The organism is Salmonella sp. 32031103-2018-00083-FB-01-SM-01 (genome assembly GCF_017571995.1).
GTDB classification, from domain to species: Bacteria; Pseudomonadota; Gammaproteobacteria; order Enterobacterales; family Enterobacteriaceae; genus Salmonella; species Salmonella enterica.
In genome coordinates this window covers 148221-162118 of the sequence record NZ_JAGEQL010000004.1, presented here as the reverse complement: position 1 = coordinate 162118, position 13898 = coordinate 148221, and the positions used below count along the sequence as shown (strand labels likewise).

12 protein-coding genes are annotated in these 13898 nt (G+C 44.4%); 9 read left to right on the top strand and 3 right to left on the bottom strand.

The annotated features are described in order from the left end of the window. The first annotated feature begins 136 nt into the window (after positions 1-136). From sicA to sptP, 9 genes are all read left to right on the top strand, one after another. The gene (sicA, locus tag J4614_RS13475; protein ID WP_000386309.1) at positions 137-634 is read left to right on the top strand and encodes a SycD/LcrH family type III secretion system chaperone SicA; all 498 of its coding nucleotides are present in this window, start codon (positions 137-139) and stop codon (positions 632-634) included. Between the two features lie 2 nt (positions 635-636). After that, complete coding sequence (sipB, locus tag J4614_RS13470; RefSeq protein WP_000245782.1) at positions 637-2418, top strand: SPI-1 type III secretion system needle tip complex protein SipB; 1782 nt, start codon at positions 637-639, stop codon at positions 2416-2418. A gap of 27 nt (positions 2419-2445) precedes the next feature. After that, a complete protein-coding gene (gene sipC, locus J4614_RS13465; RefSeq protein WP_000909028.1) occupies positions 2446-3675 on the top strand; it encodes an SPI-1 type III secretion system needle tip complex protein SipC in 1230 nt (409 codons plus the stop codon). Positions 3676-3745: 70 nt separating this feature from the next. Further along, the gene (sipD, locus tag J4614_RS13460) at positions 3746-4768 is read left to right on the top strand and encodes an SPI-1 type III secretion system needle tip complex protein SipD (RefSeq protein WP_208293206.1); all 1023 of its coding nucleotides are present in this window, start codon (positions 3746-3748) and stop codon (positions 4766-4768) included. Between the two features lie 18 nt (positions 4769-4786). Continuing rightward, complete coding sequence (gene sipA / locus J4614_RS13455; protein WP_208293205.1) at positions 4787-6844, top strand: SPI-1 type III secretion system effector SipA; 2058 nt, start codon at positions 4787-4789, stop codon at positions 6842-6844. Between the two features lie 18 nt (positions 6845-6862). Then, a complete protein-coding gene (locus J4614_RS13450; protein ID WP_001055579.1) occupies positions 6863-7111 on the top strand; it encodes an acyl carrier protein in 249 nt (82 codons plus the stop codon). A gap of 43 nt (positions 7112-7154) precedes the next feature. Beyond that, entirely contained in the window at positions 7155-7415 is a 261-nt protein-coding gene (locus tag J4614_RS13445; protein WP_000692251.1) for a hypothetical protein, read from the top strand. Between the two features lie 26 nt (positions 7416-7441). Beyond that, entirely contained in the window at positions 7442-7834 is a 393-nt protein-coding gene (gene sicP, locus J4614_RS13440; RefSeq protein ID WP_001147854.1) for a chaperone SicP, read from the top strand. Further along, positions 7821-9452: an SPI-1 type III secretion system effector GTPase-activating protein SptP gene (gene sptP, locus J4614_RS13435; protein WP_208293204.1), complete on the top strand. Its 1632-nt coding sequence runs from the start codon at positions 7821-7823 to the stop codon at positions 9450-9452. Before sicP ends, sptP begins: the two co-directional genes overlap by 14 nt. 53 nt (positions 9453-9505) lie before the next feature. Here sptP and iagB read toward each other — a convergent pair whose 3' ends face one another. The 3 genes from iagB to hilD all read right to left on the bottom strand — a co-directional run bounded on the left by iagB (position 9506) and on the right by hilD (position 13684). Next, positions 9506-9988 (bottom strand): SPI-1 type III secretion system invasion protein IagB, encoded by a 483-nt coding sequence (iagB, locus tag J4614_RS13430; protein WP_058344397.1) that lies wholly within the window; start codon positions 9986-9988, stop codon positions 9506-9508. Positions 9989-10005: 17 nt separating this feature from the next. Further along, positions 10006-11667, bottom strand: a complete 1662-nt coding sequence (hilA, locus tag J4614_RS13425) for a transcriptional regulator HilA (RefSeq protein WP_001120090.1) — start codon at positions 11665-11667, stop codon at positions 10006-10008. A 1087-nt stretch (positions 11668-12754) separates the two neighbouring features. Next, on the bottom strand, positions 12755-13684 hold the full coding sequence (hilD, locus tag J4614_RS13420; protein WP_000432701.1) for a transcriptional regulator HilD: 930 nt from the start codon (positions 13682-13684) through the stop codon (positions 12755-12757). Between the last annotated feature and the right edge of the window lie 214 nt (positions 13685-13898).

The following is a 13898-nucleotide window of genomic DNA, read 5'->3' as shown; positions in this document are numbered from 1 at the left end:
CCGCGTAAAGCAGTAGCGATGTATTCATTGGGCATTTTTTGAATGTTCACTAACCACCGTCGGGGTTTAATAACTGCATCAGATAAACGCAGTCGTTAAGTTCTACAAAGTCGGTGACAGATAACAGGAGTAAGTAATGGATTATCAAAATAATGTCAGCGAAGAACGTGTTGCGGAAATGATTTGGGATGCCGTTAGTGAAGGCGCCACGCTAAAAGACGTTCATGGGATCCCTCAAGATATGATGGACGGTTTATATGCTCATGCTTATGAGTTTTATAACCAGGGACGACTGGATGAAGCTGAGACGTTCTTTCGTTTCTTATGCATTTATGATTTTTACAATCCCGATTACACCATGGGACTGGCGGCGGTATGCCAACTGAAAAAACAATTTCAGAAAGCATGTGACCTTTATGCAGTAGCGTTTACGTTACTTAAAAATGATTATCGCCCCGTTTTTTTTACCGGGCAGTGTCAATTATTAATGCGTAAGGCGGCAAAAGCCAGACAGTGTTTTGAACTTGTCAATGAACGTACTGAAGATGAGTCTCTGCGGGCAAAAGCGTTGGTCTATCTGGAGGCGCTAAAAACGGCGGAGACAGAGCAGCACAGTGAACAAGAAAAGGAATAATTATGGTAAATGACGCAAGTAGCATTAGCCGTAGCGGATATACCCAAAATCCGCGCCTCGCTGAGGCGGCTTTTGAAGGCGTTCGTAAGAACACGGACTTTTTAAAAGCGGCGGATAAAGCTTTTAAAGATGTGGTGGCAACGAAAGCGGGCGACCTTAAAGCTGGAACAAAGTCCGGCGAGAGCGCTATTAATACGGTGGGTCTAAAGCCGCCTACGGACGCCGCCCGGGAAAAACTCTCCAGCGAAGGGCAATTGACATTACTGCTTGGCAAGTTAATGACCCTACTGGGCGATGTTTCGCTGTCTCAACTGGAGTCTCGTCTGGCGGTATGGCAGGCGATGATTGAGTCACAAAAAGAGATGGGGATTCAGGTATCGAAAGAATTCCAGACAGCTCTGGGAGAGGCTCAGGAGGCGACGGATCTCTATGAAGCCAGCATCAAAAAGACGGATACCGCCAAGAGTGTTTATGACGCAGCGGCCAAAAAACTGACGCAGGCGCAAAATAAATTGCAATCGCTGGACCCGGCTGACCCCGGCTATGCACAAGCTGAAGCCGCGGTAGAACAGGCCGGAAAAGAAGCGACAGAGGCGAAAGAGGCATTAGATAAGGCCACGGATGCGACGGTTAAAGCAGGCACAGACGCCAAAGCGAAAGCCGAGAAAGCGGATAACATTCTGACCAAATTCCAGGGAACGGCTAATGCCGCCTCTCAGAATCAGGTTTCCCAGGGTGAGCAGGATAATCTGTCTAATGTCGCCCGCCTCACTATGCTCATGGCCATGTTTATTGAGATTGTGGGCAAAAATACGGAAGAAAGCCTGCAAAACGATCTTGCGCTTTTCAACGCCTTGCAGGAAGGGCGTCAGGCGGAGATGGAAAAGAAATCGGCTGAATTCCAGGAAGAGACGCGCAAAGCCGAGGAAACGAACCGCATTATGGGATGTATCGGGAAAGTCCTCGGCGCGCTGCTAACCATTGTCAGCGTTGTGGCCGCTGTTTTTACCGGTGGGGCGAGTCTGGCGCTGGCTGCGGTGGGACTTGCGGTAATGGTTGCCGATGAAATTGTGAAGGCGGCGACGGGGGTGTCGTTTATTCAGCAGGCGCTGAACCCGATTATGGAGCATGTGCTGAAGCCGTTAATGGAGCTGATTGGCAAGGCGATTACCAAAGCGCTGGAAGGATTAGGCGTCGATAAGAAAACGGCAGAGATGGCCGGCAGCATTGTTGGTGCGATTGTCGCCGCTATTGCCATGGTAGCGGTCATTGTGGTGGTCGCAGTTGTCGGGAAAGGCGCGGCGGCGAAACTGGGTAACGCGCTGAGCAAAATGATGGGCGAAACGATTAAGAAGTTGGTGCCTAACGTGCTGAAACAGTTGGCACAAAACGGCAGCAAACTCTTTACCCAGGGGATGCAACGTATTACTAGCGGTCTGGGTAATGTGGGTAGCAAGATGGGCCTGCAAACGAATGCCTTAAGTAAAGAGCTGGTAGGTAATACCCTAAATAAAGTGGCGTTGGGCATGGAAGTCACGAATACCGCAGCCCAGTCAGCCGGTGGTGTTGCCGAGGGCGTATTTATTAAAAATGCCAGCGAGGCGCTTGCTGATTTTATGCTCGCCCGTTTTGCCATGGATCAGATTCAGCAGTGGCTTAAACAATCCGTAGAAATATTTGGTGAAAACCAGAAGGTAACGGCGGAACTGCAAAAAGCCATGTCTTCTGCGGTACAGCAAAATGCGGATGCTTCGCGTTTTATTCTGCGCCAGAGTCGCGCATAAAAACTGCCAAAATAAAGGGAGAAAAATATGTTAATTAGTAATGTGGGAGTAAATCCCGCCGCTTATTTAAATAATCATTCTGTTGAGAATAGTTCACAGACAGCTTCGCAATCCGTTAGCGCTAAAGATATTCTGAATAGTATTGGTATTAGCAGCAGTAAAGTCAGTGACCTGGGGTTGAGTCCTACACTGAGCGCGCCTGCGCCAGGGGTATTAACGCAAACCCCCGGAACGATCACGTCCTTTTTAAAAGCCAGTATTCAAAATACCGACATGAATCAGGATTTGAATGCCCTGGCAAATAATGTCACGACTAAAGCGAATGAGGTTGTGCAAACCCAGTTACGCGAGCAGCAGGCAGAAGTCGGAAAGTTTTTTGATATTAGCGGAATGTCTTCCAGTGCCGTTGCGCTGTTGGCTGCCGCGAATACGTTAATGCTGACGTTGAACCAGGCTGATAGCAAACTGTCTGGTAAGTTGTCATTAGTCAGCTTTGATGCAGCTAAAACGACGGCAAGCTCCATGATGCGCGAAGGGATGAATGCGTTGTCCGGTAGTATTTCCCAGAGCGCGCTTCAGTTGGGGATCACTGGCGTGGGCGCCAAACTGGAATATAAGGGGCTGCAGAATGAAAGAGGCGCGCTTAAACATAATGCCGCGAAGATCGATAAACTGACCACTGAAAGCCACAGTATTAAAAACGTGCTGAACGGGCAGAATAGCGTCAAACTCGGTGCTGAAGGCGTCGATTCTCTGAAATCGTTAAATATGAAGAAAACCGGTACCGATGCGACGAAAAATCTTAATGATGCGACGCTTAAATCTAATGCCGGAACCAGCGCCACGGAAAGTCTGGGTATTAAAGACAGTAATAAACAAATCTCCCCTGAACATCAGGCTATTCTGTCGAAACGTCTTGAGTCTGTCGAATCCGATATTCGTCTTGAGCAGAATACCATGGATATGACCCGAATTGATGCGCGCAAGATGCAGATGACGGGCGATCTGATTATGAAGAACTCGGTCACGGTCGGTGGTATTGCAGGGGCGTCCGGGCAGTACGCCGCTACTCAGGAACGTTCCGAGCAGCAAATTAGCCAGGTGAATAACCGTGTTGCCAGCACCGCATCGGACGAAGCCCGTGAAAGTTCACGTAAATCGACCAGCCTGATTCAGGAAATGCTGAAAACAATGGAGAGCATTAACCAGTCGAAAGCATCCGCACTTGCTGCTATCGCAGGCAATATTCGCGCTTAATCTGAAAGGTCATCTATACGCCATCATGGGTGTGATTTAATCGCGCTCCTGATGGCGAACTGGGGATATTATGCTTAATATTCAAAATTATTCCGCTTCTCCTCATCCGGGGATCGTTGCCGAACGGCCGCAGACTCCCTCGGCGAGCGAGCACGTCGAGACTACCGTGGTACCGTCTACCACAGAACATCGCGGCACAGATATCATTTCATTATCGCAGGCGGCTACTAAAATCCAGCAGGCACAGCAGACGCTGCAGTCAACGCCACCGATCTCTGAAGAGAATAATGACGAGCGCACGCTGGCGCGCCAGCAGTTGACCAGCAGCCTGAATGCGCTGGCGAAGTCTGGCGTGTCATTATCCGCAGAACAAAATGAGAACCTGCGGAGCGCGTTTTCTGCGCCGACGTCGGCCTTATTTAGCGCTTCGCCTATGGCGCAGCCGAGAACAACCATTTCTGATGCTGAGATTTGGGATATGGTTTCCCAAAATATATCGGCGATAGGTGACAGCTATCTGGGCGTTTATGAAAACGTTGTCGCAGTCTATACCGATTTTTATCAGGCCTTCAGTGATATTCTTTCCAAAATGGGAGGCTGGTTATCGCCTGGTAAGGATGGAAATACCATTAAGCTAAATGTTGACTCACTTAAAAGTGAAATAAGTAGTTTAATTAATAAATACACTCAAATAAATAAAAATACGATTTTATTTCCCTCGCAAACTGGCAGCGGAGTGACAACAGCAACGAAAGCGGAAGCTGAGCAGTGGATTAAAGAATTGAATTTACCGGACAGCTGTCTAAAGGCGTCTGGTTCTGGTTATGTCGTACTGGTGGATACGGGGCCACTGAGCAAAATGGTTAGCGATCTTAATGGAATAGGATCGGGTTCAGCCCTTGAACTGGATAACGCCAAATATCAAGCCTGGCAGTCGGGTTTTAAAGCACAGGAAGAAAATCTGAAAACCACATTACAGACGCTGACGCAAAAATACAGCAATGCCAATTCATTGTACGACAACCTGGTAAAAGTGCTGAGCAGTACGATAAGTAGCAGCCTGGAAACCGCCAAAAGCTTCCTGCAAGGATAATAGAAGAGGATATTAATAATGGTTACAAGTGTAAGAACTCAGCCCCCCGTCATGATGCCAGGTATGCAGACCGAGATCAAAACGCAGGCCACGAATCTTGCGGCGAATCTTTCCGCAGTCAGAGAAAGTGCCACAGCGACGCTGTCAGGGGAAATTAAAGGCCCGCAACTGGAAGATTTTCCCGCGCTGATCAAACAGGCGAGTCTGGATGCATTGTTTAAATGCGGGAAAGACGCTGAGGCGTTAAAAGAAGTTTTTACCAATTCAAATAATGTCGCCGGTAAGAAAGCGATAATGGAGTTTGCCGGGCTCTTTCGTTCAGCGCTCAACGCCACCAGTGATTCTCCTGAGGCGAAGACGCTACTGATGAAGGTGGGGGCAGAGTATACCGCGCAAATCATAAAAGATGGCCTGAAAGAAAAGTCAGCTTTTGGGCCATGGCTGCCAGAAACAAAGAAAGCGGAAGCGAAGCTGGAAAACCTGGAAAAGCAGCTGTTAGATATTATCAAAAATAACACTGGCGGTGAATTAAGTAAATTATCGACGAATCTTGTTATGCAGGAGGTGATGCCCTATATTGCCAGCTGCATTGAACATAACTTTGGCTGTACGTTAGATCCGTTAACCCGCAGCAATCTTACGCACCTTGTTGACAAAGCGGCGGCGAAGGCGGTTGAGGCGCTTGATATGTGCCACCAAAAATTAACGCAAGAGCAGGGTACCAGCGTAGGACGGGAAGCCCGGCACCTTGAAATGCAAACGTTGATACCCCTGCTGCTACGTAATGTTTTTGCACAAATTCCTGCAGATAAACTGCCTGACCCTAAAATTCCGGAACCTGCGGCTGGACCAGTACCTGATGGTGGGAAAAAAGCAGAACCTACGGGTATTAATATCAATATTAATATTGATAGCAGTAACCATAGCGTGGATAACAGTAAGCATATTAACAATAGCCGAAGCCATGTCGATAATAGCCAGCGCCATATCGATAATAGCAACCATGATAATAGCCGGAAGACGATTGATAATAGCCGAACATTTATTGATAACAGCCAACGCCATGGCGAGTCACACCATTCGACTAACAGCAGCAACGTAAGTCATAGTCATTCGCGTGTGGATTCGACTACGCATCAAACGGAGACGGCACACAGCGCCAACACAGGGGCAATTGACCATGGCATCGCAGGTAAAATTGACATCACGGCTCATGCGACGGCAGAGGCTGTGACCAACTCTTCATCCGAAAGTAAAGATGGAAAGGTGGTCACGTCAGAAAAGGGCACTACGGGTGAAACAACCTCTTTTGATGAAGTTGATGGCGTAACCAGCAAGAGCATTATCGGCAAGCCGGTACAGGCCACGGTGCACGGCGTTGATGATAATAAACAGCAAAGCCAGACGGCAGAGATTGTGAATGTGAAGCCGCTTGCCAGTCAACTGGCTGGCGTCGAGAATGTTAATATCGATACCTTACAATCAGACTCGACGGTAATTACAGGTAATAAAGCCGGTACGACCGATAATGATAATAGCCAGACAGATAAGACTGGCCCATTTTCTGGTTTGAAGTTTAAGCAAAATAGTTTCCTCTCAACAGTACCGAGCGTTACGAATATGCATTCAATGCATTTCAACGCCCGTGAGGCGTTTTTGGGTGTGATACGTAAAGCCCTGGAGCCGGATACCTCGACACCGTTCCCTGTACGCAGAGCGTTTGACGGCTTGCGTGCGGAAATATTACCCAATGACACGATAAAGAGTGCAGCGTTGAAAGCGCAATGTAGCGATATTGACAAGCACCCAGAATTGAAAGCGAAAATGGATACGCTTAAAGAGGTCATTACTCATCATCCACAAAAAGAAAAACTGGCTGAGATTGCACTGCAGTTTGCCAGAGAGGCGGGGTTGACCAGGCAAAAAGGGGAAACTGACTATGTGTTAAGTAATGTGCTGGACGGCCTTATCGGAGACGGTAGCTGGCGAGCTGGCCCGGCTTACGAGTCATACCTGAATAAACCTGGCGTAGATCGGGTTATTACTACCGTTGATGGCTTGCACATGCAGCGTTAATTAACCGGGAAAGATGCGATGAATATGGATATTGAAGCAAGAGTCAAAAAAGTGATCACCTCCTGTATTGCCGTTGATGTTGATAGTATCAATGGTCAGACCCATCTGGTTGAGGATCTTTATGCTGACTCATTGGATTTAATTGATATTGTATTTGGTCTTAGTGAGGAGTTTGACATTAGTTGCAATGAAAACGATCTTCCTGATATGACGACCTTTGCGGATATATGCCGTGTTGTTAAAAAAAGTCTTGAGTCCAGGGTGTAGTATTTTTCTCTCGCTCGACAACAATTGAACAAGATTAATTGTTATGAAAATCATCACACACGTAGTACCCGGTTCAGGTATGGCTGCAATATATGATGATATTGCTGACAGTCCGCGTTTTGTTATTAAAGGCAAGTTACGTCATGTTGAAAATGATCCGAAGGAGCTGCTGATATGTGTTCCGATGCGTAGTGAATGGCTATTCTACTGGATTAAAGGAGAGAAATATTGCGCCCGGCGATGGGCGCGAAAAAGTATCAAGACATTGTGTAACCAGATTAAATTTGAAGAAGCAATCTTATAAAAGATATAATTCAAGAGGAAAGTAAATTGCAAGCACACCAGGATATTATCGCTAATATTGGTGAGAAATTGGGTTTACCGCTCACTTTTGACGACAACAATCAGTGCTTATTACTACTCGATAGCGATATTTTTACGTCTATTGAAGCTAAAGATGATATCTGGTTATTGAACGGTATGATTATACCGTTATCGCCTGTTTGTGGCGATTCTATCTGGCGGCAGATTATGGTGATTAATGGTGAACTGGCTGCGAATAATGAAGGTACGTTAGCGTATATTGAGGCCGCAGAGACGTTGTTGTTTATACATGCAATTACCGATCTGACAAATACTTACCATATTATATCGCAGCTTGAGTCATTTGTGAATCAGCAGGAAGCGCTCAAAAACATACTGCAGGAATATGCTAAAGTATGAGGAGAGAAAATTGAATAATTTAACGTTGTCTTCGTTTTCAAAAGTTGGTGTGTCGAATGATGCCCGACTTTATATTGCTAAGGAAAATACTGATAAGGCATATGTTGCGCCTGAAAAATTTTCGTCAAAAGTATTAACCTGGCTTGGAAAAATGCCGTTATTTAAAAACACTGAAGTGGTGCAAAAACATACGGAAAACATCAAGGGACAGGATCAGAAAATTTTACAAACATTTCTCCAGGCACTAACGGAAAAATATGGGGAAACAGCGGTCAATAACGCACTGTTAATGTCCCGTATAAATATGAACAAACCCCTTACCCAACGTTTAGCAGTGCAGATCACGGAGTGTGTAAAAGCTGCTGACGAAGGGTTTATAAACCTTATTAAGAGCAAGGATAATGTTGGTGTCATGAATGCCGCTTTAGTCATAAAAGGCGGCGATACAAAAGTGGCAGAAAAAAATAACGATGTTGGAGCAGAAAGTAAGCAACCTTTACTCGATATCGCGCTAAAAGGACTTAAGAGAACAATACCGCAACTGGAACAAATGGATGGAAATAGCCTGCGAGAAAACTTCCAGGAGATGGCTTCAGGTAACGGCCCGCTACGTTCATTAATGACGAATTTACAGAATTTAAATAAAATTCCAGAGGCTAAACAATTTAATGATTATGTTACAACGTTAAAAAATATTCAGATAGGAGCAGACAGGTTCTCACAATGGGGAACCTGTGGGGGAGTGGTTGAGAGGTGGATTGATAAAGCCTCTACTCATGAATTAACCCAGGCTGTAAAAAAAATTCACGTTATTGCTAAAGAACTGAAAAACGTTACAGCTGAACTTGAGAAAATAGAAGCCGGCGCGCCAATGCCACAGACGATGAGCGGACCGACACTGGGCCTGGCACGGTTTGCGGTCAGCAGCATTCCAATTAATCAGCAAACCCAAGTGAAACTGAGCGATGGAATGCCTGTGCCAGTGAATACGTTAACTTTTGACGGTAAGCCTGTGGCATTAGCCGGTTCGTACCCAAAAAATACGCCGGACGCGCTGGAAGCGCATATGAAAATGCTTCTTGAAAAAGAATGCTCGTGCCTGGTGGTGTTAACGTCGGAAGATCAGATGCAGGCAAAACAATTACCACCCTATTTCAGAGGGAGCTACACTTTTGGCGAGGTGCATACCAACAGCCAAAAAGTGAGCTCAGCCAGTCAGGGAGGAGCGATAGACCAATACAATATGCACCTGTCCTGCGGGGAAAAGCAGTATACAATCCCGGTATTGCATGTGAAAAATTGGCCAGATCACCAGCCGTTACCGTCTACTGATCAGTTAGAATACCTGGCAGATAGGGTGAAAAATAGTAACCAAAATGGCGCGCCGGGGCGTAGTTCATCAGATAAGTATTTACCGATGATTCATTGTCTGGACGGAGTGGGGAGAACCGGAACGATGGCGGCGGCTCTTGTACTTAAGGATAATCCTCATAGTAATCTGGAGCAGGTACGTGCAGATTTCCGGGATTCACGGAACAATAGAATGCTGGAAGACGCCTCACAGTTTGTACAACTAAAAGCAATGCAAGCCCAGTTGCTTATGACGACAGCAAGCTGATAAAAACATAGCTTACTTTTAGAACTATCTGAAAGTAAGCTATTTCTGTATAATTATTTGTTTACCGCGATAGAAAGTCTTTTGTTTTTCTCTTCTGCTGACATCCCTTTTAATTTTCTGTAATTCTCCCAAATTTTTTTAGCATAACGCCTCCTTATATCCGATCGTTTCGGTGACGTCCCGGCATTATAAGCGCCAACGGCCTCCCAGCTATAACCGTAGATTTTCATCATATCTGATAAAATGGATGCGCCCACAATGACAGAAATGCAGGGGTCCTGTAACAACTGTTTTTCACTAATCCCCATTTTTTTCAGCCTTTTCATATGGAAGCTGTTAATTTGCATCAGGCCAAGATCGGTTGAACCATCTCGGTTATAACCAATGGCGCCTGGTTTCATCGCCGATTCCTGCTGGGCGATAGCGTAAAGTAGTTCGGATTCAATATTGAACATTTTTTCAGCCTGAAGCCAGCAATCAGCCCATGCAGTATTTATGCTAAGCAACCAGATTACGATGATAAAAAAATAATGCATATCTCCTCTCTCAGATTTTACCGTAATTTAATCAAGCGGGGATCCTGTTTCCATCTTTTGAACCAAATATTGTCTTCGTTTTTAAATTTATTCCACATTTTCTCGGCAATAGCTTCGCCGTGGGCAACCAGCACTAACGGTAATAATCCCGGATTATTATCTATACGCTGTTCACTTTCCAGAAATTCTCTTATCGTCGGTAAGGCTCGCTCACTATTCTGACAGTATTCAGCATAAAGAAGATTAACAGCAATAAGCCCTGTTATTTCCTGCGTGGATATTTCTTTAGTTAATTTTCGTGCCAGTTCATGTTTACCTTTAAGCGAAAGAAACATAACCTGCATACTTAATAATATTGGATTATCCTGCAGGTGTTGTGAGCGTAATTCATCGCCTAAACGTATAGCATCATCAATACCAGTATGATAATAGGTAATCCACAGCTTAGTGATCCCTGCGGCTGCGCGCGTTGGATCCAATTTTAAACACTCATTAATCGTTTGTAAGGCCTCCTCCAACTGACCAGCCATGAAAAGATTCCAGCCATAATAATATTTAATATCTGCAGAAATGGGCGAAAGTAAGTTAGCTTGTTTGAATAGCAAACTCCCGACGATGTATTCTGAATGAATCGTATTAATTAGCCCCAGTAATCCTAAAGCTTGTGGATTATTGTGGTCCAGCTCTGTCGCCTTAATCGCATGTTCTTTAGCTTTGATCATGGCGTTTTGTTTATCAAAAATCCCCATTTGCGCCATGCTGAGGTAGCATTCTGCCAGCGCACAGTAAGGCGCAATGCTGTTTGGCGACATGTTAACGCATTGAGTCAGCAATTTAAGCGCTTGCTGTAAGCTATAGGGGGTATATTGATTTAACTCATGCTTACCGCGTAAGTAAACCATAGTACTGTCAATCGAATTTAGCTCGCTAACCTGCTTTGTGTCCCAGCGAAGCCCGGGAATACATCTGAGCAAAAGATTAGCAATTTTGTTTTGCAAGAGAGAAGCGGGTTGGTGTTCTATCAACTTAATGCTTTCCTGGTGCAGCAGGTGATAACCTTTAACCCGAACTATCTCGATCTGTACAATATTATCATTGCCATCGGGTATCATCTGCCCGGAGATATAATAATCGGGGCGTAATTGATCCATGAGCTCAAGAATATCTTTAACACTGCGACAGTTCTTCGTAATGGTCACCGGTAGCACGCTCAGGCCAAAGGGCGCATACTGCGATAATCCCTTCACGATAGAGTAATGCAGACTCTCGGATTGAACCTGATCCTGCATCTGAAAAGGAAGTATCGCCAATGTATGAGTCGTAGGTTGCGGCGCTGGCGGAGACACCACTACGACCGGACGATTAAACCGATAGCCCTGTCCGTACAGTGTTTCAATGTAACGATGCTCTTTATCTTCCGACAGAATACGTCGTAAGGCATAAATACAGCGGGTAAGAGATTCTTCGTTAACTTCCGCGTCGCCCCATACCTGGTCCAGTAAGGTGTTTTTACTCACAATCTCGCCGGCGGCTTCGAGCAGGATGACCAGAACGGCATATTCTTTTGGCGGAATATTGACTTTCTTTTCTGAGCGTAGCAGGGAGCCGTCCATGTTGAGTATGAAATCATCAAAGACGAATTTTTTATTCGATACAGGAACAGGATTAAAATGTGGCATGATAATAGTGTATTCTCTTACAGGGTGAAAAGTTATAATAGCTAATACAAGTCGTTAGGATAGAATCTACTGTTTCAGTAATTCTGCTGTTAGTACTAACGGTCAGGTTGAGCTTTTATTATGAGCTTAATGTCATATTCTACGGGCTCGGGTTTATATGTTTTTAACATTTGATTATTTAGCTTATGCCTGTGCTTTAAATAACTGACATGTTGGTAATAATATTGTTATAACTAACCGTGATTATCGAATGGACGCTGTCGTATATCCTGGTGCAGAGAGTCAGCGCCGGGCATCTAAATATTTACATATTTAACTTGGCCTCATTGCAATAGAGATTAGTTTTGTAGCTATCTTACTGCATTTTTTGGGGGTGTAAATGCTGCTTATTATATCTTCATGGTTAATGGTCTGATAATTACACCATCAGAACCATTTTTCTCGAAGATTTCCACTAAATGACCATTCGTTGAAAGTTTAAGAGTGTAATTTGTCTTAGGTTCCAAAATATAAATGAAAGACTGTTTTTAATGGTGCGCTTATTTTTATATTTTTTTGCAAAATAATGATATCGTCTTTTCTTTACACCCTTCAGCTATAGCGTCAAAAAGGCAGGGGGTTATGAGCAGTATCATCCTCAGGCTGGCCCCCAGGCATTATATCGATATCAGGAGGAAGAGAAGAGGTATGCCAGGCAGAAGCTAACAAGCGTGACTGTTTCGGTGTAGACCGTTCAGGCAAATAGTTCCCAGAGGGAACGGATGATGTATAAATATGAATAAAATGCCGGCCTTAATCCACAGGGTTAAAGCCGGAAGGAGATAGTGTCATCTGGATGGATTGTTACGCTGTGAATAAGGCAATATCGATTTACCAGTCATCATAGCGATGACAAGTTCACAAAAATCGTGTTATATAATCAGCCTTACTTTAAATTACCAGAGATATCAGTATAAGCTGTCTTCCTGACAGAACAATGATATTGAATAGCCTCCCATCCTGATATAGCGTGTTAATGCGCAGTCTGAATTTTAAATTATTACAATTTTAATAAAAATCTTTACTTGAGTGACAGATACAAAAAATGTTAATGGTTCGCCATTTTTATGAATGTCGATGGCGTAGTTTTAAAATATTTTTTGAAACATTGAATGAAATAGGACGTGCTGTCATAACCACATTTTAATGCTACAGCATTAACATTATGGTTGCCTATGCGTAAAAGTTTTGCTGCCTGATTCATTCTTGCCGATAAGTAGATGTCGCTAAAGCTGGTACCTTCTTCTGCAAGTTTCCGTTTGAGCGTTGACGTACTCATAAATATATGATCGGCAACATCCGTAAGCTTCCACTGTCTACTGGGTGACGAAGATATAATGTTGTAAACGCGCTCCTTTAACGTTATCTGAGCCGAGCTAAGGATGATCTCATAACTCTCCGGGAGTCGGAGAAAAGCAGTAAGCAGGAACAGCAGAAAATAAGGAATTAACTCTTCATTTTCAATACAACTTTTGTTGTTACAGTTACTGCAACCTTTGCTTGTATCCTTCGTACAGGAGAACGCCGTTTTCAGATGTTCAAATACCTCTCTTCTGGCAGGAAAGTCAGGCGTATAGAAGATTTTCTGCGCTTTCTCTGTGGGTACCGCCATTTTGGTTTGCTGCTCGTTTGGGATAAGTGCATAGAGAGCGCCAAGTCGTTGCGTCGGTATCTCGAGTATATCGAAATCCATATGGCCATTGACTTCTTCAAGCGTCACGCTAACTACCTGCTCTTTTTTGAGCACCAACATCCCAGGTTCGTCACAGTAAATCGTATCGTGATTATTGCTAATCGTCAGTTTACCGCTCCGAAAGCAAACTAAAGTGAAACTGCTTACATAAAGATTTTTGATGGTAACCTGCTGAGTCTGACTTTTAATTTGCTGCCGGGTATTTGTCAAAAGTGATTTTAATTTCTGTAAGTTATCTGCGGCAGGACGCTGATGACTATTACTTACAAAGGTTACATTTTCCATATTATCCCTTTGTTGATGTTATTTTAATGTTCCTTACTGGTATCCTACTGAAAAAATCTGAGTTGTAAATGCTCTTTATTAGCGTGTGTTGGCAATGGTCTGATTGTTACACCAAAAGAACCCAAATTTGGGTAATTTATCTACAGTAGTTTAAGCCCCAATGGGGATGATGGTTCTTTTAATATGTGTTGAGACGCATTATACAGAATAAATT